General features: G+C 69.0%; 21 protein-coding genes. 15 read left to right on the forward strand and 6 right to left on the reverse strand.

All coding sequences use genetic code 11. The features are described from left to right. Nucleotides 1–53: 53 nt before the first annotated feature. Genes ACI3KX_RS08170 through ACI3KX_RS08180 form a run of 3 tightly spaced genes read left to right on the forward strand, consistent with a single transcriptional unit; the run spans nucleotide 54 to nucleotide 3,023 of the window. Entirely contained in the window at nucleotides 54–965 is a 912-nt protein-coding gene (locus ACI3KX_RS08170) for an ABC transporter permease (protein WP_404909346.1), read from the forward strand. After that, nucleotides 965–2,176: an ABC transporter ATP-binding protein gene (locus ACI3KX_RS08175; protein ID WP_404909347.1), complete on the forward strand. Its 1,212-nt coding sequence runs from the start codon at nucleotides 965–967 to the stop codon at nucleotides 2,174–2,176. The genes ACI3KX_RS08170 and ACI3KX_RS08175 overlap by 1 nt, the downstream gene beginning before the upstream one ends. Beyond that, on the forward strand, nucleotides 2,169–3,023 hold the full coding sequence (locus tag ACI3KX_RS08180; protein ID WP_404909348.1) for a glycosyltransferase family 2 protein: 855 nt from the start codon (nucleotides 2,169–2,171) through the stop codon (nucleotides 3,021–3,023). Before ACI3KX_RS08175 ends, ACI3KX_RS08180 begins: the two co-directional genes overlap by 8 nt. Here ACI3KX_RS08180 and ACI3KX_RS08185 read toward each other — a convergent pair. Further along, complete coding sequence (locus ACI3KX_RS08185) at nucleotides 3,008–4,513, reverse strand: DUF2142 domain-containing protein (protein ID WP_404909349.1); 1,506 nt, start codon at nucleotides 4,511–4,513, stop codon at nucleotides 3,008–3,010. The genes ACI3KX_RS08180 and ACI3KX_RS08185 overlap by 16 nt on opposite strands. Before the next feature lie 50 nt (nucleotides 4,514–4,563). Between ACI3KX_RS08185 and ACI3KX_RS08190 the strand changes: the two genes are divergently transcribed. Genes ACI3KX_RS08190 through ACI3KX_RS08200 form a run of 3 tightly spaced genes read left to right on the forward strand, consistent with a single transcriptional unit; the run spans nucleotide 4,564 to nucleotide 7,279 of the window. Further along, nucleotides 4,564–5,181 (forward strand): acyltransferase, encoded by a 618-nt coding sequence (locus ACI3KX_RS08190; protein WP_404909350.1) that lies wholly within the window; start codon nucleotides 4,564–4,566, stop codon nucleotides 5,179–5,181. Continuing rightward, entirely contained in the window at nucleotides 5,178–6,275 is a 1,098-nt protein-coding gene (locus ACI3KX_RS08195; protein ID WP_404909351.1) for a DegT/DnrJ/EryC1/StrS family aminotransferase, read from the forward strand. Before ACI3KX_RS08190 ends, ACI3KX_RS08195 begins: the two co-directional genes overlap by 4 nt. Continuing rightward, nucleotides 6,275–7,279: a Gfo/Idh/MocA family oxidoreductase gene (locus ACI3KX_RS08200; RefSeq protein ID WP_404909352.1), complete on the forward strand. Its 1,005-nt coding sequence runs from the start codon at nucleotides 6,275–6,277 to the stop codon at nucleotides 7,277–7,279. Before ACI3KX_RS08195 ends, ACI3KX_RS08200 begins: the two co-directional genes overlap by 1 nt. Here ACI3KX_RS08200 and ACI3KX_RS08205 read toward each other — a convergent pair. Then, nucleotides 7,257–8,255, reverse strand: a complete 999-nt coding sequence (locus ACI3KX_RS08205; RefSeq protein WP_404909353.1) for a glycosyltransferase family 2 protein — start codon at nucleotides 8,253–8,255, stop codon at nucleotides 7,257–7,259. The genes ACI3KX_RS08200 and ACI3KX_RS08205 overlap by 23 nt on opposite strands. Continuing rightward, the gene (locus tag ACI3KX_RS08210) at nucleotides 8,255–8,686 is read right to left on the reverse strand and encodes a GtrA family protein (RefSeq protein WP_404909354.1); all 432 of its coding nucleotides are present in this window, start codon (nucleotides 8,684–8,686) and stop codon (nucleotides 8,255–8,257) included. Before ACI3KX_RS08210 ends, ACI3KX_RS08205 begins: the two co-directional genes overlap by 1 nt. A gap of 112 nt (nucleotides 8,687–8,798) precedes the next feature. Between ACI3KX_RS08210 and glf the strand changes: the two genes are divergently transcribed. The 5 genes from glf to ACI3KX_RS08235 all read left to right on the forward strand — a co-directional run bounded on the left by glf (nucleotide 8,799) and on the right by ACI3KX_RS08235 (nucleotide 15,903). Next, nucleotides 8,799–9,935 carry a UDP-galactopyranose mutase gene (gene glf, locus ACI3KX_RS08215; protein ID WP_404909355.1) on the forward strand — a complete coding sequence of 379 codons (1,137 nt, stop codon included), beginning with the start codon at nucleotides 8,799–8,801 and terminating at the stop codon, nucleotides 9,933–9,935. Nucleotides 9,936–10,144: 209 nt separating this feature from the next. Further along, nucleotides 10,145–12,418, forward strand: coding sequence for a glycosyltransferase (locus tag ACI3KX_RS08220; protein WP_404909356.1), 2,274 nt, complete (start codon nucleotides 10,145–10,147; stop codon nucleotides 12,416–12,418). A 77-nt stretch (nucleotides 12,419–12,495) separates the two neighbouring features. Then, a complete protein-coding gene (locus ACI3KX_RS08225; RefSeq protein WP_404909357.1) occupies nucleotides 12,496–14,277 on the forward strand; it encodes a DUF6798 domain-containing protein in 1,782 nt (593 codons plus the stop codon). 70 nt (nucleotides 14,278–14,347) lie between these two features. Beyond that, nucleotides 14,348–15,154, forward strand: a complete 807-nt coding sequence (locus ACI3KX_RS08230) for an ABC transporter permease (RefSeq protein ID WP_404909358.1) — start codon at nucleotides 14,348–14,350, stop codon at nucleotides 15,152–15,154. Next, nucleotides 15,154–15,903 carry an ABC transporter ATP-binding protein gene (locus ACI3KX_RS08235; protein WP_404909359.1) on the forward strand — a complete coding sequence of 250 codons (750 nt, stop codon included), beginning with the start codon at nucleotides 15,154–15,156 and terminating at the stop codon, nucleotides 15,901–15,903. Before ACI3KX_RS08230 ends, ACI3KX_RS08235 begins: the two co-directional genes overlap by 1 nt. Nucleotides 15,904–15,906: 3 nt before the next feature. Here the strand turns inward: ACI3KX_RS08235 and ACI3KX_RS08240 are convergent, their stop codons facing one another. From ACI3KX_RS08240 to ACI3KX_RS08250, 3 genes are read right to left on the reverse strand one after another with little or no spacing between them, the layout of a single operon-like run. Next, nucleotides 15,907–16,896, reverse strand: a complete 990-nt coding sequence (locus ACI3KX_RS08240) for a glycosyltransferase family 2 protein (RefSeq protein ID WP_404909360.1) — start codon at nucleotides 16,894–16,896, stop codon at nucleotides 15,907–15,909. Nucleotides 16,897–16,952: 56 nt separating this feature from the next. After that, nucleotides 16,953–18,308, reverse strand: coding sequence for an O-antigen ligase family protein (locus ACI3KX_RS08245; protein ID WP_404909361.1), 1,356 nt, complete (start codon nucleotides 18,306–18,308; stop codon nucleotides 16,953–16,955). Next, complete coding sequence (locus tag ACI3KX_RS08250) at nucleotides 18,305–19,804, reverse strand: O-antigen ligase family protein (protein WP_404909362.1); 1,500 nt, start codon at nucleotides 19,802–19,804, stop codon at nucleotides 18,305–18,307. Before ACI3KX_RS08250 ends, ACI3KX_RS08245 begins: the two co-directional genes overlap by 4 nt. An 84-nt stretch (nucleotides 19,805–19,888) precedes the next feature. Here ACI3KX_RS08250 and manA point away from each other — a divergent pair, with 84 nt between their 5' ends. From manA to ACI3KX_RS08270, 4 genes are all read left to right on the forward strand, one after another. Further along, complete coding sequence (gene manA / locus ACI3KX_RS08255; RefSeq protein WP_404909363.1) at nucleotides 19,889–21,037, forward strand: mannose-6-phosphate isomerase, class I; 1,149 nt, start codon at nucleotides 19,889–19,891, stop codon at nucleotides 21,035–21,037. A 182-nt stretch (nucleotides 21,038–21,219) separates the two neighbouring features. Further along, entirely contained in the window at nucleotides 21,220–21,546 is a 327-nt protein-coding gene (locus tag ACI3KX_RS08260; protein ID WP_349426796.1) for a WhiB family transcriptional regulator, read from the forward strand. A gap of 231 nt (nucleotides 21,547–21,777) precedes the next feature. Then, nucleotides 21,778–24,612, forward strand: a complete 2,835-nt coding sequence (locus ACI3KX_RS08265; RefSeq protein WP_404909364.1) for a glycosyltransferase — start codon at nucleotides 21,778–21,780, stop codon at nucleotides 24,610–24,612. Continuing rightward, nucleotides 24,609–26,015, forward strand: a complete 1,407-nt coding sequence (locus tag ACI3KX_RS08270; protein WP_404909365.1) for a DUF5719 family protein — start codon at nucleotides 24,609–24,611, stop codon at nucleotides 26,013–26,015. The genes ACI3KX_RS08265 and ACI3KX_RS08270 overlap by 4 nt, the downstream gene beginning before the upstream one ends. Nucleotides 26,016–26,059 lie beyond the last annotated feature (44 nt).

Raw genomic sequence — 26,059 nt, forward strand, 5'->3', positions numbered from 1 at the left:
GCCCGCCCGCCGGCGGCTATAGTTCTCTGGTCGACCCGATAGCGAGTACCCCCTTGGACACATCTGCACGTTTCACACGGCTCGCGGCTGAGCCGTTCACCGTCGTCGACACCCGCGGTCATCGCCCGCGCGTGCGCGGCGGGAAGCTCGGCGAGATCTTCTCGCGCCGCGAGCTCCTCAACCTCCTCGTACGACGCGACCTTCAGGCGCGCTACCGCGACAGCGCACTGGGCTTCCTGTGGACCGTGATCCGCCCCCTGATCCAGTTCTTCATGTACTTCATCGTCCTCGGGCAGTTCCTGGGGGCGGCTCGAGGGATCGATCAGTTCGCGATCTACCTGTTCTCCGGCCTCACGCTGTTCGCCTTCTTCAGCGACATGGTCTTCGGTGCGACGGGATCGATCATCGGCAACGCCGGTCTCGTGAAGAAGATCTACCTGCCGCGGGAGATCTTCCCTCTGGCCAGCGTCGGTGCGGCGTCCTTCATGTTCGTGGTGCAGCTGCTGATCCTCTTCGTCGCTGCCCTCGTCCTGAGCGCGCTGCCCGCTCCTGCCCAGATGCTGTGGTTCTTCCCCTCGGTGGGCCTCATCCTGGTGTGGGGTCTGGCGATCGGTCTCCTGCTGGCGGCGCTGAACGTCTATCTGCGCGACATCCAGTACCTGACCGAGGTCGTCATGATGCTGGCGATGTGGGGATCGCCCATCGTCTACTCGTGGCAGATGGTCACCGACGCGCTCGCGCGATTCTCGCTGCCGCCGTGGGTGCTCGAGATCTACGCCGCGAACCCCATCACGATCGGCGTGCTCGGATTCCACAAGGCGTTCTGGAATGCGGGCACACCCGCGGACTACCCCGACAACCTCGGCCTGCGAATGGTCATCGCCGGTGTGATCGGGCTCGTGTTCCTGTACATCTCCCATCGTGCGTTCGTCCGCATGCAGGGCAACTTCGCTCAGGAGCTCTGATGGACACCACCGCTCCGCGTCCAGACCTCGTGCGCCTCTCCGAAGTCAGCAAGCACTTCACCGTGCGCAAGGACAACAACCTCAAGGACCGCATCGTCTACTTCGGCCGTCTAGGCAGCGCCCACCGGCAGGACTTCACCGCCGTCGACGACGTGTCGCTGTCGATCCAGGCCGGCACGACAGTGGGCCTCATGGGCGCCAACGGATCGGGCAAGAGCACGCTGCTCAAGCTCATCGGAGGCATCGTGTCTCCCTCCTCCGGCGTGATCGAGACGCGCGGTCGCATGGCGGCCCTGCTCGAGCTCGGGGCGGGCTTCCATCCCGACCTGAGCGGTCGCGAGAACGTCTACCTCAATGCGTCGATCCTCGGTCTGACGCGTGACCAGATCGATGAGCAGTTCGACGCGATCGTCGCGTTCAGCGGCATCGGCGACTTCATCAACACGGCGGTCAAGTTCTACTCATCCGGTATGTACGTCCGTCTGGCGTTCGCCGTCGCCGTGCACACCGATCCCGACATCCTCCTCGTGGACGAGGTGCTGGCCGTCGGCGACGAGGCGTTCCAACGCAAGTGCATGGAGCGCATCGCCCAGTTCCGCGAAGAGGGACGGACGATCATCCTCGTTAGCCACTCCGCGCAGCAAGTGGCCGAACTGTGCGACCGTGGCATCGTGCTCAAGGACGGCAAAGTCGTCTTCGACGGCGACACCAACGCCGCCATCGGCGCCCTGCGAGACGTCCTGGAAGGGCGTCGTGTGGGAGAAGCCGCTCCCGAGAGCACTGTGCACCCGATCCAGGTGAAGCGGATCGAGCTGCTCGATGCCGACGGAGAGGCGACGCGCAGCGTCGCGGCGGGCGCACCCCTCACGATCCGTGTCCATGTCGACGCGCTCCGCCCCATCGAACGATGGGAGCTCGGCTTCAGTATCGACACCCCGCTCGGTCATATGGCCCTGGCGAGCAACACCGAGGTACTCGGAGTGCGGCTGGCCCCGATCTCGGGACATGTCCACGTGGATCTGAACATCGAAGAGGTGCACCTCGGTCCTGGCCAGTACTACGTCAACGCGAACGCGGCCGGTGTGAGCGAGGAGAGCAGTCACGGCCTCATGCAGGGCGCGCTCTTCACGGTCACGAGCGAGCACCCGACCTTCGGCACCGTCGCCGCCGCCGTGTCGGTGACGGGCGCGGGCAGCGGCGATCGTGGATGAGCCCGGCGCCCAGACGGCGGGCGTCGTCCTGGCATATCACCCCACCGTCGAGATCCGCCACAACGTCCGGCAGCTGCTGACGCAGGTGCCACGGGTCTTCATCGTGAATAACTCGCCGGATGCCCTCTCTCGCGAGCTCCTCGGCGACCTCGACGGCGACCGCGTCGTCATCCTCGAACAGACCGAGAACGTCGGCGTCGCAGCCGGCTTCAACGCGGGGATGCGCGCGGCGCTGGACGCCGGCTTCGACTACGTCTGGATCTTCGACCAGGACAGCACGGTGACCGACGGCATGCTCGACGCGCTCCTGCGCGCTCAGGCGCGCACCGACGTCAAGGTGGGCATCGTCGGTCCGGCGCTGCGCGCTGCCGAGACGGGCAACGTCTATGACGCGGACCGAGGACAGGGGAGTGCGCCGATCGACGCCCTGATCTCGTCGGGCGCGCTGTTCTCGCGCGCCCTGCTCGAGGACATCGGCCTGCACGACGAGGCGCTCTTCATCGACTACGTCGATCACGACATCTCGCTGCGTGCCGGGCGTGCCGGGTACACGAACCTCAAGGTCTTCGAGACGCTGCTTGACCACCGCTTCGGTGAATCGCAACCCAGCCGCCTGCTGTGGCGCGTGGTATATGTCTCGAACTACTCGCCGATGCGCCAGTACTACATGTCGCGCAACCGGGTGATCCTCGCGCGGCGTTTCGGCTGGGGTCGCTGGCTGCGGGACGATCTGCGCTACGCCATGAAGGCGTGGACCAAGGTTCTCATCACCGAGCGCGACAGGCCGGCCAAGGTGGGGGCGGCCCTTCGCGGACTCCGCGACGGTCTGCGTTACACCGCGGTGTGATGCAGGGCGCGCGGCGCGGGTCCGGCCGTGACCGCCTCCTCGGCCGGCACGTCGACGCGCCGAAGCGTCAGGATCAGGAGCACGCACATCGCCGCGAACGCGGCTGATCCGATGAGCCAGACGGCGATCGGCGACGGAGCCGCCTGCCACCACCACTGGGCTCCCAGGCCCGGGTCGACCGCCATGCTGTCGGTTCCTGTCGTGTACCGGCGGATGTTGGCGTGCAGTGCGATCGACATGGCGACGGTGAGGGCTGTGCCCGCCACGACCGCGCGGGGGCCGTTCCACGACCCCACGATCCGCGGAGACAGGCTCGCGACCGCGACGAGGATGAGCAGCAGAGGCAGCAGGTAGCGCGACTGCACTTCCGTTCCGACGAGGGCGCGGGACTGCGTGAGCATGACGAAGGGCACGAGCCACACCGCGGCGAAGGCGAGCCCGAGGGCGGCGCCGCGGCGCACGCCGAGCCGGTGGATGCCGATGAAGACGGCCGCAGCGAAGACGGCGAAGGCGAGCGTGCCGACGGCCGCGGGCGGGACGGTGTCGAGCCATCCCAGTCCCGACGGACCGAACGCGCCCCACCAGAGAATGGGGACCCCGAGGAGGTTCGCCATGTGCTGTGCACCGGTCAGCGGCGGATTCTGGTTCGGCAGCCCGGACGCCAGCGCACCGGCCTGGCCGGCCATGAGGTAGAAGATGCCGCTGATGGCCACGACGAGGCCCGCCGTGATCGCGGGCACGAGCAGACGGACGCCGCGGCGCAGTCCGAGGATGACCGCGATGACGACTCCGAACACCGCGAAGATCGCCGCGTCAGCCCGGGCACCCGCACCCACGACGGCGGCGAGCACCGCGAGTCCTCCCAGCACGAGTTGCCTCCGGCCGGTCGTCCGCGTCGTCGCGTAGACGCAGAGCCACACGGTCGCCGCAGAGACGAAGGCCCAAGAGGACGGGTTGGTGGAGGCCAGGACGAACAGACCCAGCGGAACGCTCGTGGCGAGCACCGAGATGACGAGTGCCGGGCGGAGTGTGCGGGGGAGGGCGAAGAAGACGGCGGTGAGCAGTCCGATGACGATCACGGAGTTCGCGAGCCGCATCATCACCACCGACACCGAGACATCGGGACCGGCGAACACCGACATCGTCGCGTAGAAGACCGGAGGGTAGAGCCCGACCGCGTTCATCCATCCGGCTTCGGACATGCCGGGGGCGTCGGAGTTCCAGCATGCGCCGCTCTCCGTCGAGTCGAAGGCATAGCACGCCGCCGTCGTGACGGGCGTGGGCACCAGACGGGTGTCGGGGTCGCCGGATTCCTCGCAGAGTCCGGGGCGGTCGCCGAGGCCGCACCAGATCGAGGGAAGGTGGAAGTTGTCGTCGGGGCTCGACCCCACGGGTGAAGCGAACGACCAGCACACGAGGGTCAGAAGCATCAGGAGAGGGATCGCGATGGCCGAGGCGCGCAGGAGTCGCGAGGTGGAGCGGGTCGTCACCGTCCTATGGTAGTCAGATCGCCTTCGCGGCCCGACTAAACTTGATAGACGTGTCTCCTGCGAACTCCGACCATCCGTCCGTTCGCGTCGCTGCCAGCGCCGATGTTGCTGCCGACGCGCTGATCGGGGATGGCAGTTCGATCTGGCATCTGGCGCAGGTGCGCGAAGGCGCCCGACTCGGACGCAACTGCGTCGTCGGCCGGGGCGCCTACATCGGCACCGGCGTCGTCATGGGCGACAACTGCAAGGTGCAGAACTACGCCCTCGTCTACGAGCCCGCGGCGCTGGGCGACGGAGTCTTCATCGGCCCGGCGGTCGTCCTGACCAATGACACCTACCCGCGCGCGGTGAACCCCGACGGCTCGCTCAAGAGCGCGCACGACTGGGAGCCGGTCGGCGTCACGATCAAGGAGGGCGCTTCAATCGGTGCACGCGCCACGTGCGTGGCTCCGGTCACGATCGGTGCCTGGGCGACCGTGGCAGCGGGTGCCGTCGTCGTCAAGGACGTGCCCGACCACGCTCTGGTCGTGGGCGTCCCGGCACGCCGCATTGGATGGGTCGGCCGCGCCGGTGTTCCCCTGGTGGACGAGGGCGGCCGCTGGCGCTGCCCCGTCACCGGTACCCACTACGTCGAAGCAGACGGACGTCTCACCCTGGAGGATCAGTGACCGGTTTCATTCCCGCAGCAAAGCCGCTCATCGGCGATGATGAGCGCGCCGCCGTCGACCGAGTTCTGCTGAGCGGCATGATCGCCCAGGGGCCGGAAGTCGCGACCTTCGAGCAGGAGTTCTCGGCCCACTTCGTCGGAGGGCGCCCGGTCGTGGCGGTCAACTCGGGGACGGCCGGCCTGCACCTCGGTCTTCTCGCCGCAGGCATCGGCCCCGGCGACGAGGTCATCGTGCCCTCCTTCACGTTCGCCGCGACCGCGAACTCCGTCGCGCTCACAGGGGCGACGCCCGTCTTCGCCGACATCGAGCCGGAGACCTTCACCCTCGACCCGGCAGCTGTCGAGTCGGCGATCACGCCACGCACCAAAGGCGTCATGCCGGTGCACCTGTACGGGCACCCCGCCCGCATGGGCGAGCTCGGGGATCTCGTCGCCGAGCGCGGCATCGCGCTGTATGAGGATGCCGCGCAGGCGCACGGCGCCGCGCTGGACGGGCGCCAGGTCGGCACGTTCGGCGACTTCGCGATGTTCTCGCTCTATCCCACCAAGAACATGACCAGCGGCGAGGGTGGGATGATCGCAACGGTCGACGACGTCGTCGCGCGGCGCGCCCGACTGCTCCGCAACCAGGGGATGGAGCGGCAGTACGAGAACGAGGTGATCGGGTTCAACGCCCGCATGACCGACATCCACGCTGCGATCGGACGAGTGCAGCTGACCAAGGTCGATGCGTGGACCGAGGCACGGCGCAGCAATGCCGCGTTCCTCGACTCCCGGCTGAGCGGCGTGGTCATCCCGCCGGTCGCCCCCGGGGCGCGTCACGTGTACCACCAGTACACGATCCGGGTGGTCGATGACCGCGACGGCTTCGTGCGTGCGCTCAAGGAGGAGTACGCGATCGGAAGCGGCGTGTACTACCCGGTTCCCAACCACCGGCTTCCGTCGCTCGCGCACTTCGCACCGGGTCTCGACCTGCCCGAGACGGAGCGCGCTGCGCGCGAGGTCGTATCGCTCCCGATCCATCCCTCGCTGTCGGAATCCGATCTCGAGCGGATCGCCGATGCTGTGAACGCACTGGCGGGAGCGGGCGCCTGATGGCCGTCCTGCGCGCCGGCCTCCTAGGCCTCGGCATGATGGGCCGTCACCACGCTCGGATCCTGCGCGATGTGGAGGGGGTCGAGCTCGTCGCGGTGGCCGACCCGGGCGGGGACCCCCACCGGGTCGCGACGGGCCTCGAGGTGCTGTCGGATGTCGACGCCCTCATCGCCGCCGGCATCGACATCGCCGTCGTCGCCATTCCCACCCGCTTCCACGCGGACGCCGCCTTCGCGCTGGCTGACGCCGGAGTCCATACTCTCGTCGAGAAGCCCATCGCCGACGACACCGAGACCGGTCGCCGAGTGGCGGAGGCGTTCCGTTCCCGCGGTCTGATTGGCGCAGTCGGACACGTCGAGCGGTTCAATCCTGCGCTGCAGCAGCTGCGGTCCCGCCTGGCTCACGGTGATGCCGGAGACGTGTACCAGATCGCGACCCGTCGACAGAGCAGCTTCCCGAGTCGGATCGGCGACGTGGGCGTCGCGAAGGATCTGGGGACCCACGACATCGATCTCACGGGATGGGTGGCTCAGTCCACGTACAGCTCCGTGTCGGCGCAGACGGCGCACAAGAGCGGCCGCGACCACGAGGACATGATCTCGATCACGGGCAGGCTCGAGAACGGCATCGTCGCCAACCACCTCATCAACTGGCTGAGCCCCATGAAGGAGCGCGTCACCGTCGTGACGGGCGAACGGGGCGCCTTCGTCGCCGACACCGCGACCGGCGACCTGACCTTCTACTCGAACGGCACTGTCGCGCTGGAGTGGGAGTCGGTGTCGACGTTCCGCGGAGTGTCCGAGGGCGATGTCACCCGTTTCGCGTTCGCGAAGAAGGAGCCGCTTCGGTCGGAGCTCGAGGCGTTCCGCGACACCGTACGAGGCGAGAGCACAGAGCTGTCGACGATGGCGGAAGCCGCTCACACCCTCGAAGTCGTCGAGTCAGCCCTCCGCTCGGCGCGAGCCGGCGGAGAGCTGATCGTCACAGGCCGCGCGACGGTCTGATCTCCTTCGGCGCCGGACCGCTCTCGAACGGGGGGTAGGTCGGCGCCGAGGGTGTCGCCTGGATGTCCAGCTGCAGCGCACTGATGAGCATCTGCGTTCCGAGCATGAGTGGCAGCGCGGCGAGCATGACGGTCGCTGCGGTGGCGATGACGGACGCGGCGATCTGGAAGATCAGCCAGATGCTGACCGCGATCCCGAAGACGAAGAGGATGAGGCCGAGGAACAGCAGCAGGGCGATCGGCGAGAACGACCACAACACGTAGCGGTACCAGATGCGGGTCCAGAACCCCACCGTGAGTCTGTGGATCAGTTCGGGGATCACCCGTCGCAGCTTGATACTCGACACCTCCTCGCCGTAGACGGCGGGGATCGGAACGTCGACGGCGGGCACCTGCAGGATGTTCAGATGCGTGAGCAGGTCGTTCTCGAAGCTGTAGCGCTTCGCGATGCGATCGAGGGGGAGCCTGCGCACGACCTCTGAGCGGATGGCGGTGTAGCCGTTCTGCGGATCGAAGAGGTTCCAGTACCCGGACGCGAGCTTCGTCATGAAGGAGAGGACGATGTTTCCGAAGACGCGGTGCCCGGGCATCCCGACGAAGGACTCCGGGGAGTAGAAGCGATTGGCCTTGGCGAAGCCGTAGCCGTCGTCGGTCACCTTGTCGAGGAGCTCAGGCAGGTATTCGGGGTCCATCTGCGCGTCGCCCGCCATGATGACGTTGACATCGCTCCCCAGATCGAGCGCAGCCCGGTGTCCGGTGATGATGGCACCGCCCACGCCCTGGTTGACTGCGTGGCGGATGAGGGTGACCCGTGGATCGGCCAGTCGCTCCACGGCACCGCTCGTGTCATCGGGGCTGCAGTCGTCGACGATGACGATGTGATCGATGTAATCCGGCATCGTCTCGATGACGCGACCGATCATGAGCTCTTCGCGGTAGGCGGGGACGACCGCCGCGACACATGCACCGTTGTGCATCAGGCATCCGCCTTCCTGCTCGCGAACACCCAGTAGCGGTACGCGAAGTAGTTCCAGATGGTGGTGGCCGCCACTGCGGCGACCTTCCCGACACTCCACGGCAATCCCACTGCATCCGAGGCCCAGACGATCGCCGTCGTCGCGACGGTGTTGAAGGCGACGAGGAGCGTGTAGCGGAGGACGCTCGGCGCGACCCCGTCCGCCGCGCGGAATGCGACGGTGCGCTGGAGTGTGTACGTGACGGCGAAGCTCAGGAGGAAGGCGACCGGCGTGGCGATCGCGAGCGCGACGCCGAAGACGTCGTGGAGAAGCCAGAGCACGCCGATATCGAAGAGGAAGCTGAAGCCGCCGACGACGAGGTAGCGGGTGGCACTCGACGACCAGATCCTGACGATCAGCGGGCTCGACTCGGGGTGCGGGTCCGCATGCATGTGTTCCATCATCCCATGGCCGACTCTGAGAGCCGCATCTGACCCACCGCGGGGATCCCCCCATTGCGGACTAGGCTCGTTGCGGCATCCCTCTCGAAAGGCAGTCGGTCGCATGGATCTTCTCATCGTCGGCTCCGGTTTCTTCGGCCTCACGATCGCCGAGCGCGCGGCGGCGTCCGGGCGCAACGTCACGGTGATCGACCGCCGCAGTCATATCGGCGGCAACGCGTACAGCGAGGACGAGCCGACGACGGGCATCGAGGTGCACCGGTACGGGGCTCACCTCTTCCACACGTCCAACCCGGGTGTGTGGGAGTACGTCAACCGGTTCACGACGTTCACGGACTACGTGCACCGGGTCTACACCACCCACAACGGAGTGGTGTTCCCGCTGCCGATCAACCTCGGCACGATCAACCAGTTCTTCCAGGCCGCCTACTCGCCGGACCAGGCGCGGGCACTGGTCCACGAGCTTGCGGGCGAGTTCGACGCCAAGGAGGCGGCGAACCTCGAGGAGAAGGCGATCGGCCTGATCGGGCGTCCGCTGTACGAGGCGTTCATCCGGGACTACACCGGCAAGCAGTGGCAGACCGATCCGAAGGATCTTCCCGCCGAGGTGATCAGTCGTCTCCCGGTCCGGTACACCTACGACAACCGTTACTTCAACGACGCGTGGGAAGGTCTGCCGACAGACGGCTACACGGCCTGGCTGGAGCGGATGGCCGACCACCCGCGCATCACAGTGAAGCTGGGCACCGACTTCTTCGACTCCTCGCAGCCGCTGCACAAGCAGGCGGCTGTGGGTCAGGTGCCCGTCGTGTACACCGGTCCTGTAGACCGGTACTTCGATTACACCGAGGGTGCGCTCTCGTGGCGCACACTGGACTTCGAACAGGAGGTGCTCGACATCGGAGACTTCCAGGGAACCCCGGTGATGAACTACGCGGACGCGGACGTGCCGTACACGCGGATCCACGAGTTCAAGCACTTCCACCCCGAACGCGCGGACCGTTACCCGGGCGACAGGACCGTGATCGTGCGGGAATTCTCGCGGTTCGCGTCGCGACACGATGAGCCCTACTATCCGGTGAACACCGCCGAGGACCGCGCCCGACTGCTCACCTACCGCGAGCTCGCCAAGGGGGAGCGCGACGTGCTGTTCGGCGGACGCCTCGGCACCTACCAGTACCTCGACATGCACATGGCCATCGGCTCCGCCCTCTCGATGTGGAACAGCCAGCTCGCCTGAGCGGGACGAGGGATCCGATTCCCAGCCGTGATGGGGCAGAATAGGTCAGTCCGCGCGATCCCTCCCCGGGACTGCCGGGTCCGCGGGTCGGCGTCGACCTCCGGCTCCTTTTCCGGTGGAAGACGGCTCGTTCCGGCGCCGCCGCACGCATCGGCGCAGCGGCTGATCTCGGCGCAGGTCCCCCAACCACAAGAGATACCGAAAGCACCATGGCCGAAACCGACGCGTTCGCCGAGGCGAACAAGCTCTGGCCCCGTTCGACGAGCCTGTTCCTCCTTCTGGTGGGGTTGATCCTCAGCGTCGTCTCGTTCGCCGTCATCCTCGCCATGCCGGCGCTGCCTTGGGAGCCGCACCGGGACCTCGAGCTGCGTGCGACGTATGACTCGTACCGCGAGACCGGAGTCCTGCTCATCAAGGAGGAGGGCACCGGATCGCCCTTGACACAGACTCGCGCGCCGGAGGGGGAACTCGTCGCCGCCGCGTGGGATGACGACCCTGCCGCCTACGTGATCGCGAGCCTCATCAGCAGGCTGACCGGAACGGAGTCCCCGTACCCGGGGCTGTCGGTGCTGACGGCCCTTCTCGTGGCCGTCCCGCTCTTGTGGATGCCCACCGCGGTCGCGCGGATCTTCCGCCGGGCCCGAGCCGGCTACGCGCTCATCCTGCTTCCGCCTGCGATGTGGCTCCTCAACCAAGGCACCGTCCTCGTCGGGACGGAGTACGGGCTCGCCGACAGCGTGAGCCAGTTGCGTGTGCACGCGTTCTACGGCATCGCGTCATCCCTCGTCTTCCTGTCGCTGTCGTTGGTGGTCTACCTCAGCACCTTCCGCCTCGGGTGGCGCGCACTGGTGTTCGCAACCGCAGGCATCGGGGTCCTCGCCGGCGTGACCGAGCTCGCGAAGTCCTTCGCCGGCCTCGGTGTGGCTGCCTCCATCGCCGTGCTGTGGTGGGTGAACTCGTCTGGCAGGTGGCGGTGGGCGCGAGCCCTCGGCGCCGCCGCGTGTGCCATCGCCCTGACCTTCGGCGTCCAGACCACCGTCATGGGCGCGATCGACGCCTCGCGCAACGACGCGGTTGCCGCCGAGAGCGCGGATCTGCCGGCGTTCCACGGCGGGTGGCAGCAGGTCTATGTCGGACTGTCGTACCCTGAGCCCATCACCGGCCGGCCGTCGCCGTTCGACATCGACTACTCGGCGGACTTCGCCCAGCAGCAGGCGGCTGCGGTCGACCCTAACGCGGTGGTCGGAAGCGTCGAGTACGACGAGATCATGCGCGACCTCTACTTCGAGGCGATCGGGTCCGACCCGCTGGAGGCGACGGGGCTCTACCTCTCGAAGGCGCTCTTCGTGGTCAAGCAGTTCGGCGCCATGATCGCCTTCATCGTCGTGGCATTCACGATCGCCCTCACCCGTCGAGTACCGCAGCGCCGCCTGCTCGGCGCGTCGATCGCCATCGCCGGGCCGACGCTCCTCATCGGTCTGCTGTCCCCGGTGCTGGTCATGACCGACCTCTACCACTACACGGAGGTCACCGCAGCGCTCGGGCTGCTGGTCGCGGTGTCGCTCGGGGCGCTGGTCTGGTCGGTGACGTCGATGCCGTCGCATGTGCGGTCGATGGAGCGCAGCCGTCTCAGCGGGCGGATGCCGGAGCATCTTCACTTGGCTCCCACCGACGAGCGGTCGCATACGAGCGTCATCGTGCCCACGCGCAACGGCGCCGAGGTGATCGAGGGAACCATCCGCACTCTGGCTGCTGAGAGGCTCAGAGCCGGCGACGAGATCATCGTCGTAGAGAACGGCTCGACCGACGACACCGCGCTCATCCTGGAACGGCTGCTCGCCGAGTGGCGGGAAGCCCCGACGCTGCGGGTGCTTCACTCTGCGCCCGGGCTCGGTGAGGCGCTGCGCAGCGGTGTCCTCGCGAGCACCGGCCAATGGCTCCTTCTCACTGCGGACGATCTGCCGTTCGGGTTCACCGACTACGACGGCTTCACGCGCCTCGACGCCGACACTGTCGTGGCGATCGGTTCCAAGGCGCACCCCGACTCCAACGTGATTCGCAGTCGGCGACGGGTGATCCAGTCGCGGATCTTCCGATTCCTGCGGGCGGCGCTGCTCCAGTCGAAGGTCGGCGACAGCCAGGGGACCATCTGGGTCGACGGAGACTGGGCGCGGTCGTTCTCCCTCCTGTCGCGGGAGACGGGCCTGATGTGGACGACGGAACTGGTGCTCGCCGCCGAGCAGCAGGCCGTGGTGGTCCGCGAAGTGCCGGTGTCATTGAGCGATGCCCACGAGACCGGCTCAAGCAGGTTCCGCATGTCGGATGCCTGGCACTCGGTGGTCGGCTTCATGCGCCTGGCGATCTACAAGGACGACTACGCCAACGAGGTGTGGACGCGCGCGCCGCTGGAGGAGCCCGATTTCGCGTCGGACCAGCCGGCCGCCGAGGATCTCGCGCCCCTGCCCGCCCCCGCCTCGGTGTGATCCCGCAGGAGGCCCCGGTCGACGCCGGCGTCGCCAGCACACCCAGTGACATGAGTTCGCCCAACCTAGGAGCCCGAGTGCAGACGCAGCAGCACCTCGAGACGATCGAATCGCGGGATGCCGCGCCCCAGAGTTCTGACGGCGGCCGCCGTGGCAGCCTGGGCCTGAACGCCCCCGTGATCGCCCTGCCGCTCGTCCTCGCTGCGATTCTCGGCGTCCTTCAGGAGTGGGGCACGATCGGGTCCGGCTACTTCTCCGGCTGGGGCGACCACTTCGTCCTGTCCACGGAGGGCATCAGCTGGGCTCACCCCGGTGCGTTCGAGAACGACTGGTTCATGCAGGTCTCGCCGCAGCCGCACTGGTTCTTCGACGTGCTGACCTACGCGGGCGAGAGCCTCGGCGTCCTGTCTTTCGTCTACGCCGCGTTCTGGGCGGTCGGGCTTCTGGCATTCGGCGTCGCCACGGCGATGCTCTCCTACCGGTTCTTCCCCGCTGCGGCGTGGCCCGTCGCGCTCGGCGTCACGATGATCGCCGCGGTGACGCCTTGGATGATCGGAGGCACGGGCTCGGGGATGATCGCGCAGGCGCTGCCGGCGGTGCAGTCGGCGAACCTGATCTACCTGCTGCTCGCGGGGATGCTGACCGAGCGACGGATGCTCGTGGTCGTGCTCGCACCGCTGATCGCGGTCGTGCACGTGCAACAGGGCTCCATCACCATTGTTCTCCTCGCGGCGATGCTGCTCGCCGAGACGGTGAAAACCCGCAAGGTCGACTGGTTCCTCGCGGGCGCGATCGCGTTGACCGGTGCGGTCGTCGTCTTCGGGCTCGTGCTGCGGCCCGTCGCCTCGAATCTCGCGGATTTCGTGCGGATCTGCGACGAGGTGATCCCGTACCACTGCGCCGCCCACCTGTGGACCCCGTACGAACTCGCGTCAGCGGTGGGGATGATCATCCTGGCGGCGCTCAGCGCGCTGGTGATCCCGGCGTCGAAGCGGTGGATCTGGTACTCGACGGTCGGGCTGGCGATTCTGGGCTATGCGGGCGGGTTCCTCTCCGATGCACTGCGTATTCCGTTCCTCGGCACCTTGGCGCAGGGCGTCAACGTGTACCGGCTCGGCGCGGTGCTGGTCCCGTTCATCGTCTGGGGTGCGCTGGCCCCGCTTCTGGTCAAAGTGCGGGGCGGTCGGCTGGGTCTGCTGCTCGGAGCCTGGGGCATCGGGTGGATCCTGTTCCTGACAGCGCCAGGCTTTCCGACGGTCATGGGCACCCGACTGGTGCTGATGGGGCTTGCGCTGCTCGTACCGGTCTGCTGGTTCCTGGTGAAGACCTGGCGCGAGACCGACATCGCCCGGCGCTCCGGCTCGTCGGTGCTCGTCGCCGGCCTCCTGGTGCTGGTGGTGACAGCTGTCGGAGGCGGCCTGGCGCTGAGGACGCCCAACTACGCGTTCATCGCGGACCCGAGCCTCCGACAGTGGGGCGAGGAGGTCCGCTCGTCGGTACCCGAGGGCGAAGTGCTGGTCGCCTCGCCGCGGTTCGAGTGGGTGAAGCTCGTGACACAGCGTGCGGTGATCGCCGACTGCAAGGACGTCCCCTACGGAGGGGAGGCGTGGGATCAGTGGCAGGAGCGTCTTGAAGATCTGGGCGGCTACAAGCAGTGCGTCGCACCCGGGCCACTGCTCTACGACGACCTCTCCGCGGACCGACTGGTCGAGATCGCGGACGAGTACGCGTCGGACTTCATCGTGGTCAGTCCGACCCGTCCCGAGACCGTCTCTGCCCTCGAGGAGCTCGGCTGGACGCGGGAGGTCACGCCGATCGGCGGAGCAGGCGCCGAGGTGATGCAGCGACCGACGTCGTGACAGCGACGAGCAGTGACGGCCCCGCGGCGCGTGTCATCCGAGTCCGGCGGGTGCTCGTAGACTCGACATCGTGAGCACTGCCGCCGTCGGCGCCCCCGGATCGCCCCGGCGCTACCTCCACTCGCTGTGGCTGCTGTCGGCGCGCGACCTCAAGGTGCGCTACGCCACGAGCGCACTCGGGTACCTGTGGTCGATCCTCGACCCGCTCGTCATGAGCGCGATCTACTGGTTCGTGTTCACCCAGGTGTTCCAGCGCACGGTAGGTCACGAGCCGTACATCGTGTTCCTCATCACCGCGCTGCTGCCGTGGGTCTGGTTCAACTCCACGGTGTCGGACTTCACGCGCGCGTTCAACAAGGATGCCCGCCTCGTGCGGTCGACCGCGATTCCCCGGTCGATCTGGGTCAACCGGATCGTGCTCAGCAAGGGCATCGAGTTCCTGTGCTCGCTGCCGGTTCTGGCTCTGTTCGTCGTGCTCTCGTTCTTCTCGGAGCACCCCGCGCAACTCAACTGGGGGCTCCTCTGGATCCCCGTCGCGATCGCGCTGCAGGCGGTGCTCCTTGTGGGCCTCGGCCTCCTCGTCGCCCCGCTGTGCGTCATCTGGAGCGATCTCGAGCGCACCACGAAGCTCATCCTGCGCGCACTGTTCTACGCGTCGCCGGTGATCTACGGCGTCGAGGATCTGCCGGGTGCGTTCGAGACGCTCGCCGCCTTCAACCCGCTGTCCGGCATCTTCGCCCTCTACCGGGTCGGATTCTTCGCTGAGGAATGGGATCCGTGGGTCATCGGCATGGGCGCGGTCATGTCCTTCCTGTTTCTCGCCCTCGGGATCTTCGTCTTCCGGCGGCTCGAGCGTCCCGTGCTGAAGGAGCTGTGATGACGGCATCCGGTCTGGCGATCGAGGTGCAGGGCCTCGGCGTCCGCTTCCGGCGGAATCGGCGGGGGCGCCGCAGCATCAAGGACCTGTTCTCCGACTCATCTCGACGCTCGAAGCCCGGGGAGTTCTGGGCGCTGCGAGATGTCAGCTTCGACGTGAGGCCGGGCGAGTCGATCGGCGTCGTCGGCCGCAATGGGCAGGGCAAATCGACGCTCCTCAAGCTCGTGGCAGGCGTCCTTCTCGCCGACGAAGGAACCGTGTCCGTCAACGGGGGGGTGGCGCCACTGATCGAGATCACCGGCGGGTTCGTCGGCGACCTCACTGTGCGCGAGAATGTCCGCCTCACCTCCGGACTGCATGGGATGTCGAAGGCAGAGGTCTCACGCCGCTTCGACGGCATCATCGACTTCGCCGAGCTCGAGGACTTCATCGACACCCCCTACAAACATCTCAGCAATGGCATGAAGGTGCGGCTGGCGTTCGCCGTCGTGTCGCAACTCGAGGAACCGATTCTGCTGGTCGACGAGGTGCTGGCCGTGGGCGACAAGGCGTTCCGCGAGAAGTGCTACCGGCGCATCGACGAGCTGCTGGCCGATGGGCGCACGCTGTTCTTCGTGTCGCACAGTGAGCGCGACCTGCGCCGTTTCTGCACGCGCGGTCTGTATCTCGACAAGCATCGACTGGCGATGGATGCCTCGATCAACGAGGTGCTAGACCGCTACAACGCCGATTACCCGACCGGCTCCTGAGCGTCAGGCCTGCGCAGTCGCCGCTTGAAGCGGCGGCATCGGCTGCCACGAGGCATCCTTCGCGATCTTCCGTCCGTCACGCAAACCGCGGAAGAGGTTGGACGTCCCTCGCACCGTGCGCTCGACGAACAGCAGGCGGATCAGCTCCTTGCCGAACGTGAGGCTCGTGCCCACCCCGAACAGCACCGGGTTAAAGACGCCGAGCGTGCGGTAGTACTTCTTGATGTATGCCCGGTTGCGCATGATGTAGTAGCGATAGGCGTTGCTGGAAGCATTCATGTGGCGGATGCCCATGTCCCACTGCTTGATCTCGCGCGTGCGGCGGAGCACGAACTCGTCGACGATCACCGACTTCGTCTTGCGCGAGGCGAGCCAGCCGTACATCTGGTCGTCCCAGTAGATGAAGAAACGTGGGTCGGGCAGCCCGATCTGCTGAACGATGTCGCGGTGGATGAACATCCCCTCGAAGCATCCCGAGTTCATTGGCTTGTAGCCGGACTCGTCGAACTCCGCGGGAGCGAAGGGAATCGGGATGGCCAGCGGCTCGGCGACACGGTACTGCCAATAGAAAGCGCTGCCGTCGTAGTCGTACCGGCGGCCCTGGATGCTCTTGAACCGGGGCGTCCACTTGCCCATCTTCGCGAGCCCGTCGGGGAGCACCTCGACGTCGTCGTCCATCAGCCAGATCCACTGGGAGCCGAGTTCGTAGGCCACGCGCATTCCCTCGCTGAACCCGCCGGAGCCGCCTGTGTTGGTCTCCATGCGGCGGTACACGAGGGTCGCGGGCTCGAGGCGCTCACGGAACGACTCGACGACGTCGGTCGTGTCGTCGGTCGACGCGTTGTCGATCACGACGATGTGACCGGGCTTCGGGTCCATCTCGGTGATGCTCGTCAGCAGGCGGGTGAGAAGTCCCGAGCGGTTGTAGGTCACGACGGCGATCGTTGCGGTGGTCGGATCGAACTGCGCGGAGGCGGACGAATCGTGGGTCACAGGGCTGATCTCCGAAAAGAGGTGGCTGGCGCCGAGACGTCGGGCCGGAGAGAAGCCTACCCTGCCGTCCCTTGCTCTCCCTGGGCGTGAGGCAGCCCCGACTCCTCCGCTGCGCCGCCGTCTCCGGCATCCGTTCCGCCGCGGAGGCTCTCGCGCCACGAACGCGACTGGCCCGCTCTCACGGCGCACAGCACGAGCATCAGCCAACCGAGCCCCGTCAGCGCGAAGCTCTCGAACATCGAGTCGATGAGGAGGGTGACGAGGATGAGCGGCGTCCAGGCGTAGACGACCGAGCGGCGCTCGCCGGCGACGAGCCATGAACGCGCCAGCGCCAGCGCAGCCAGCGCAAGGAACAGCACCAGGCCGACCCAGCCGAGCTGCAGCGCGACGTCGAAGTAGGCGTTGAGGCCCGTGGCGTGCTTCGTGTCGAGCCAGAAGTTGATCGCGTTGAACGGGTACTCCTTCTGGTCCCAGACGCCGAACCAGCCGAAGCCCTGCACGGGCTTCTGGCGGAGGATGTCGACCATGAAGTTCCACAGCTCGACGCGCACCGAGAAGTCGGTGCCGGCGCCGAGCAGCGCGATGATCGGATGCCGCGCCGCATAGCCCACGAACACCCCGATGACGACCAGCGCCCCCAGTGCGAGCTGCAGTCCGGCGCGGCGTTCGGGCCGCGCGTGCCGTACGAGGGCGAGGGCTCCGACGGCGAGCCCGACGCCGAGCGCGAGCACGACCACGGTGGGGGAGTCGCTGAGCGCAGCCAGGCCCCCGGCGAGCACGACGGAGGCCACCGAGACACCGGGGCGGACCGACTGGGTGCGGTACTCGATGAGGAAGGTGATGAGCGCGATGACGGCGACGAAGCCCAGCAGGTTGCGTGTGCCGAAGATGCCCTGCACCGGACCCAGCTGGGCGATGTTGCCCTGGATGCCGAGAAAGGTGAAAGGCAGGTCGAGGAGGACGCCCGACAGCACCTCGAGTGCGAGGGAGGCGCTGAGCAGCACCCGCAGCACGTCACCCAGCGCGCGGACGGTCTGCAGCGTGTCGCGCACGTGCCCGATGACGACGGCGAGGAACGCCAGCGCGGCCATCGACACCCAGCTCCAGAACGACGCGCTCGTGTCGCTGCTCCAGAAGATGCTGGCGAAGGCCCACCCGATGAAGATCAGCACCGTCGTCGGCACCAGCCGCAGCAGCGAGATCTCGCGCCGGCGCGCCACCATGACCGCCAGACCCAGGATGCAGAGCCCGGCCACGATGGTCACGTAGGTGACGTGTCCGGCGATCCGCTCGATCGCGAATGCCGAGAAGACGGTGGCGAAGACGACGAGGGTGAAGGCGCGGGCGAAGGCCGCCGAGTCCAGCAAGGCGCCCAGCCACCCGGGCGACGCGGACCGCGGCGTATCGGTCACGCGCCGGACCCTGCCGGGTCGCCCGCGGCGACCACGCTCGACTCGGTGCCCGACGCGCGCCGAGCGGGTCGCTGTGCCGGGAGCCGCGCGCCCGCAGACTCGCCCAGTTCGACGGGGTCGCCGCGCTCGATCGCGGCACTCTGCTCGGCGGGGCCGACGCCGACGTGCGGCGACTGCTTGATCTTCGCGCCGAGCATGACGACGAAGAGCCAGCCCCACAGCAGGAGGGGTGTGGACTCGGCGAGACCCTGCACGAGCAGGATCGCGCCCACGAGCGTGGGGAGGAGCGTCAGCGGCGAGTAGGGGCGGTCGGCGCGGAGATCCCAGCGCGGCCGGTCGACGGCGAAGAACCATGCCCGCCACACGAAGGCGAAGTAGAGGACTGCGAGGAGCACGACGCCGATGATGCCCAGCTGCATCGCGACATCGACCCACATGTTGTGCGCCTGCATCACGGTCTGGCCGTGGTCGATGATCCACTCGTCGAACGCCGGATCCGAAGGCACCCACGGGGTCGCGTAGCCCCAGCCGACCCACGGGCGTTCCGCGGCGCGAGCCAGCACGGCCTCCCAGATGCCCTCCCGACCGGTGAGGTCGGCGCTGCGGCCGAGGGCGGTGAAGATCGCGTCCCGCAGCAGCCACAGCCCGAGGAGGCCGCCGATCCCGACCGCGGCGTACGCGACGTAGTACTTGGTGCGCTCGCCCGGCCTGGTCGCGCGCCGCATGAGGAGCACTGTGACGAGCACAACGGCGACGGCGGCGGCCGCGAGATACGCGGTCGCCGACGATGCGCGGATGAAGAGGTAGGCCGACAGCGCCATCCAGATCCATAGGAACGTGCGGCGCGGCGCACCCGATGCGAGGCGGATCGCGAAGACGACGATCGCGAGCAGGGCGACCGGGGCGAGCAGGTTCGCGTTGCCCATGATGCCCTGGAGGCGCCCGGGGAAGTCGAACAGGTTGTTGCGCGACCAGTACTCGATCGGGTCGTCGGCCTTCTCGACCACGAATCCCGGCAGGACCGGCTCGCCGATGAAGACGGCGACCCACAGCTCGAAGAGGATCGACAGTGCCAGGACCCACTTGAGCGCCGAGGCGATGGCGCGCACGAGCTCCCGCCAGGTGAGCACGCTGCCGATGAACAGCGCCTGCAGGCTGGTGATGTACAGGAGCAGCAGCGTGAGCGCGGTCGCCTGCGGCCAGGCCGACCATGCGAGCGAGAGCGTCGCCCACACGACGTAGGCGACGACGAACCACGGCAGGCGGCGCCACTGGACGGGTGGGCGCAGGACGATCCACAGCACGGCCGACAGCACACCGCCGGCAATCGTGATGACGGTGGCGGTGAGCTCGCCGAATGCGTGCACCCAGGCGGTGCCCGACAGCGCCATGAAGAGCACGAAGATGCACCAGCCGCGCAGCATGAGGTGCCCGGTCTTCTCGCGGACCGGCGGGCCCGGCGGCGCCGACGCCGGGTGCTTGGAGTGGACGGCCATCGCCTCACAGCGTACCCCGGCGCCCTGCGCGATCAGCGGGGGCGCGGGCGGGGTCTGCGACGGCCGCGTCGCTAGGCTGTTCGGGTGCTGATCCCGCTTGCCAACGACCCCCGTGACTACGCGTGGGGCTCGCTCTCCCTGCTCGCCGAACTCGAGGGACGCGGGGCGTCCGGCCGCGCTGAGGCGGAGGTGTGGTTCGGGGATCACCCGGGCGACCCGTCCGAGACGCCCGACGGCCGCACGCTCGACCGGTGGGTCGCCGAAGAAGGGGCCGCGGCCGGTATCGATGCGCCGCTGCCGTACCTGCTGAAGCTGCTGGCGGCGGCATCCGCTCTCTCCATCCAGGCCCACCCGTCGAAGGCGCAGGCCGAGGCGGGCTTCGCGCGTGAGGAGGCCGCCGGGATCCCGCGCGACGCCGCCGAGCGCACCTACCGAGACGCCAATCACAAGCCCGAGCTGATCGTGGCGCTCAGCGACACGTTCCGGGCGCTCGCGGGCCTCCGCGAACTCGAAGCCACGCGCCGCCTCGTCGCCGCGCTCGGCCCCGCTGCCGCACCCCTCGCGGAGCGTCTCGAAGCCGAGGATTCCTCACCGTCTACCGTCATCGGCTGGCTGCTCTCGGACGGGGCGGACGTCGCGCGCGACGTCATCGCCGCCGCGGTCTCGGCCGAGTCCGACGAGTTCTCCGCCGAGCTGGAACTCGCGCGCACGCTGGATGCCGCCTTCCCCGGCGACCCCGGCATCGTCGTGGCCCTGCTGATGAACCTCGTGACCCTGCGACGCGGCGAAGGACTCTTCGTGCCGGCCGGCGTCCTGCACGCCTACCTCGACGGTCTGGGTGTGGAGCTGATGGCGGCGAGCGACAACGTGCTCCGCGGTGGTCTGACGCCGAAGCACGTCGACGCGGCCGAGCTCGTGAGCGTGCTCGACCCGACGCCGGGGCTGCCGCCGGTGATCCGGGCGCGTGCGCTCGGGGACGGCATCGGCCAGTACGACGTGCCCGTCTCGGACTTCGCCCTGCTCGCCGTCGCCCCGACGCGGGAGGGGGTCGAGGTGCCGCTGGCGGGACCGGCGATCGCGGTCGCCACCGGCGGGTCACTCGAGGTCGTCGGGCTCGCGTCGGGGGCGGCGTCGGCCCTCGTTCCCGGGGCCGCCGTGCTCGTGACCCCGGACGAAGGCGGGGTCCGCGTGGCAGGTGAAGGAGAGCTCTTCATCGCCCTTCCGGGACGCTGAACCGCGGGCTCATCGCTTTCTCATCGGACCGTTATCACAGCGCGACACGCCGTCGGCGCGTCGTGAAGGTTCAAGAGGCGGTTGAGCGTTTACTATCTGCGACTTGACCTCGGCGAACTACACAGGTGTAATTATCCGTACACGCACCAGCGTGGAGCAGGATCACGGGGGGTGAGAACGACATGACGGTTTCTCAATACCGTTCCGGCGTTCCCGACGACTGGTTCGTCGATCCGGTTCAACTGGGGGTACCGGGGGTTCGCCGCAACATCGACGCGGAAGAGGACAATCCGCTCGCATGGCAGACCGACGCACTATGTGCGCAGACCGATCCGGAGGCGTTCTTCCCCGAGAAGGGCGGCTCCACGCGTGATGCGAAGCGCATCTGCACGTCGTGCGACGTGCGAGGCGAATGCCTCGACTATGCGCTGCAGAACGACGAGCGATTCGGTATCTGGGGCGGTCTCAGCGAGCGCGAACGTCGCAAGCTGAAGCGTCGAGCGGGCTGAAACGCACGCCGGTCGGCCGGTTCGATCCGGCCGACCCGGCGCGTTCGCCCGAGCTGGCGATGGAGCGCGACCTAGGCTGACCAGGACATGCCCACCGTTTCGCCGACCCCTGTGCCGCCGACCAGTCCGTCGTCGGACGGTGTCACCTCGAACGCTGCCTTCGCGAGCTCCGGCCCCTCGGAGTCCGCGCTGACGCGCGCCTCCGCGTCGAACCGGATACACGCGGTTCTCGTGGTCCGTCCCGACGGTCGCACGCCGGCCGCATTCCACCTGCGACGCACTCTCGCGGCGCTCGCCGAGCAGACGCGTCCGGTCGACGTTCTCACGATCGTGGTCTGCGGCGGTGACGACCACCTCTTCGAGATCGTGGATGCCGCAGGCGCCGAGTCCGTCGTGAAGGCTCCGGCATCCACCGGTTTCGCGGCGGCGACGGCGCTCGTGTCGCCGCGCCGCGGCGAGAACGTCGATGGCGACGCGCTCTGGCTGCTGGCGCAGGATACGGCGCCGGAGCCCGACGCGCTCGCCCGGCTGGCCGGAGCCCTCGAGCTGTCGCCGTCGGTCGCCTTCGTGGCGCCCAAGCTCGTGCGCTGGGACGACCGTTCCGAGATCGTCTCGCTCGGCGTGAGCATGACCCGGGTCGGCCGCACGGTAGGCCTCGCCGACGGCGAGCTCGATCAGGGGCAGCACGACGCGCAGGAGGACGTGCTCGGTGCCGACGTGCGCGGCATCCTGGTCCGCTCCGATGCCTGGGACCGGCTCGGCGGCCTCGACCGCGGCCTCGCAGGCGCCGACGAGGGACTCGACCTCGGGGTGAGGGCGCGACTGGCCGGGGGCCGCGTGTCGCTGGTCCCGGCAGCACTCGTCGCCACGGCAGGGGACGGCGTCGCCGGTCTGCCGGTGCCGCTGACCCCGCAGCGCCGACGTCGCGCGGTCTATGCCGAGCGCGTGGCGCAGCTGCGCCGACGGCTGGCGTACGCGCCGACCGTCGCGACGCCGCTGCATTGGCTGTCCGTGCTGCCGCTCGCGCTCTGGCGCACCGTCGTGGATCTCGTCCGCAAGCAACCGGGTCGCATCGCCTCCGAGTGGGGCGCGGCGGCCGTGGCGTTCGTCGGGATCGTGCCGGTATGGCGCGCACGTCGCCGCATCGCGCGCGCACGCACGGCGTCGTGGGCGCAGGTGGCGCCGCTGCGCACGACGCAGGCCGAACTCCGCGAACGTCTCGACGACGACCCCGAGGTCGCGATCGGCGGCCATCGGCGCAGCGACCTGAGGTTCTTCGCCGGTGGGGCTGCCTGGCTGGTGCTCGCCGCGCTCGCCGTCTCTGTCGCCGCCTTCCCCGCGCTGCTGGCATGGCCGGTGCTGGGCGGGGGAGCGCTCCAGCCCCTCGCGAACACCGTCGGTCAGCTGTGGGATGACGCCGCGTACGGACAGCGAGCGCTCGGACTCGACACGATCGGGCCGGCGGATCCGTTCGCAGCCGTGACCGCGGTGCTCGGCTCGCTCTGGCCGTGGGCGCCGTCGCGGGCGCTCGTGCTGCTGTGGATCCTCGCGCTGCCGCTCGCCGCGCTCGGCGGCTGGTTCGCGGCTACGCGGGTGACCGAACGGGCCAGCCTGCGGCTGCTCGGCGGTGCGGTGTGGGCGCTGTCGCCGACGCTCCTCGTCGCGCTCACCCAGGGGCGGCCCACCGGAGTGCTCGTTCACCTGCTGCTGCCGTGGCTGTTCTATGCGGGTGCGGTCGCGCATCGGTCGTGGGCAGGGGCGGGGGCGGCCTCGCTGCTGCTTGCCGCCGTGCTGGCGGCAGCGCCATCCCTGGCGCCCGCGATGGCGGTGTTGTGGTTCGGCGCCGTCGTGCTCGGCATCGTCCTCCGTGCGGGTCGCGGCGTGGCACGTCTGGTGTGGACGCTCGTGCCGTCGCTCGCCCTCGCACTCCCGCTCGTCTGGAACGCGCTGACCCACGGACGCGCGTGGGGACTCGTCGCCGACCCGGGTGTGCCCTGGGCAGGACCGCAGGTCGCGGCCGACGCCGCGGGCCGCGCGCTCCTGGCAGCCGGCATCCCGACCTCGGATCTTGCCGGGTGGGCGACTCTGCTGCCGGACGGGCCGACCTGGTGGGTGCCCCTGCTCAGCGTGCCGCTGGCCCTGCTCGCCCTCGCGGCGCCGTTGACGCAGCGCTGGGCCGCCGGCATCGTGCTGCTCGCAGTGACCGCGCTCGGCCTCGGCACGGCGTTCGCCGCGGTCGGGGTGTCGGTGTCGTTCGTCCAGTCGCTCACCGTTGCGCTGTGGCCCGGCACCGGGCTGAGCCTCGCATGGCTCGGCGCGCTCGGAGGGGCGCTGGTTGCCCTGGATGCCGGTCTCGCCCCGCGTGTCGCGCTGGCGCGCGGGCTGGCGGCCACGCTCGTCTTCGCCGCGGCCGTGATGCTCGCCGTGCCGTCGCTCACCGCCTTCACCCGCGGCACCGCGACGATCGCCAACGGTCCCGCCAGCACGCTTCCCGCCTTCGTCGCGGCCGAGGGGCGCGACGACCCGGATGTCGGAACCATCGTGCTCACTCCGCAGGCCGACGCCGGTGTCGCTGCCCAGGTGGTCTGGGGTGCGAGCGAGACCGTCGGCGGTCAGACCACGCTGCTGTCGACCCGCACTCAGGCGAGTTCTCAGGACGAGGAGCTGGCGGCCCTCGCCGCCGATCTCGTCATCCCCTCCTCGGAGGATGTCGTCGCCGAGCTCGCCGACCGGGGCATCGGGTTCATCCTGCTGGCGCCGTCGACACCGCCCGAGACCGATGGCGCGCGGACGATGCGGCTGTCTGCCATGACGGCGCTCGGCCAGCGCGACACGCTCGTCGTCGTGGGCGACACCGCCAAGGGAGCGCTCTGGCGCGTCGTCGATGAGATCGCACCGCGTCCGGCGGAAGCGGCATCCGTCTCCGCCCTCGCGCGGTGGATCGCGTTCGGGCAGTTCGCCATCCTCGGGATCGCCCTGCTCCTCGCGCTGCCGACGGCGACGTCGATCCGCGAGGCGCGCCGCACCCCACGCGTGGTGGGACCTCACTGGCAGGAGGGTCGATGAGCGACCGACGGGTGTTCCGCTGGGCGACGACGAGCGCCCGCCTGCTGATCGGCACGGCCGTGTCGATCGTCGCCGTGGTCGCCGTCGTCACCGCCGTCTCGGTGCCGTGGCCGACGGTCGCGCGCGAGCCGCTGAGCGTGCGGGCCACACCGGCGCCCGCGGCGTCCGTGATCGCGTGCGACGGCGGGCTGCTGTCGATCGGCCGCAATCCGGCGGCCGCCGACGCCATCACCGTGGTCGCGCCGCAATCGGTCGTCGTCGGGGTGGCAGACGGCGAACGGCCTGCGGAGCAGCGTCTGGAGACCACCGACGTCGGACCCGGCCCGCTGGCCTACACGGCTCCGCCGCTCGACGGCCAGGCGGTCGACGTGGCAGCCACGGGCGCGGCGACCGCGTCGGCCGACGACCTCTCCGGCTTCGCCGCCTCGGCATGCCGGCCGCCACTGCTGGACTCGTGGCTCGTCGGCGGGTCCGGGGCCACCGGCGCGGCCGACCTCGTGCTGCTCGCGAACCCGGGCACCGTTCCGGCGACGGTGCAGCTGACCGTCTACGGGGCCGCGGGGCCGCAGACCCCTCCCGGCGGCGTCGACCTCGTCGTCCCGCCCGGCACCCAGCGCGTCGTGCCCCTGGCGGGCATCGCGCTGGGCGAAGAGACGCCCGTGGTGCGCGTGTCGGCTGTCGGCGCGCCGATCCGGGCGTCCCTCCAGGCGAGCATCACGCGCACGCTCACGCCGGGCGGCGTCGACCAGGTCGGTCCTGTCGCGCATGCCGAGACGACAGAGGTCATCACCGGCATCACCGTGACGCGCGCGACAGCCGCGGACGGCGCGGCCGACGAGGTGACCGTGCTGCGGATGCTGGCGCCCGCTGCGCCCGCGACCGCACGGGTGACCGTCACCACGGTCGGCGGCCGCGAACCGGTGCGCGAGCCGCAGGAGGTGGCGCTCGAGGCCGGCAAACCGCTCGAGCTGGCGCTGGACAGCCTGACCGCCGGCTCGTACACGGTGACGATCGATGCGGACGAACCCCTCGTGGCGGCGGTCTGGCAGGCGACCGGTGTCGACGAGGGCGACGACTTCGCGTGGTACACCCCGGCGCCCGAGGTGGCGGTGGCATCCCTCTTCGCGACGCCCGGAGGACCGACTCCGTCGCTCTCGGTGGTGAATCCGTCGAACGAACCGGTCGCGGTCGCCGTCGCGCCGGTCGACGGCGGATCCCCGCTCGATCTCACGATCCCGGCGAACGGGTCCGTCGCCGTGCGACTGGCCGCGCGCACGGTGTACCGGTTCGAGCCCGAGGCCCCCGTGCGCGCCGGCCTGTCCTTCGCGGGAGACGGCGCGCTGGCGGGCGTGCCGGTGTGGCCGGCGGACGTCGCGACCTCCGAGGTCCTCGTCTACCCCTGAGTCGAGCCTTCTGGTGCCCCACGGTAGGGGGTTTCGACTCGCTT

This window comes from Microbacterium sp. ZW CA_36 (genome assembly GCF_044987475.1).
Classification (GTDB): domain Bacteria; phylum Actinomycetota; class Actinomycetes; order Actinomycetales; family Microbacteriaceae; genus Microbacterium.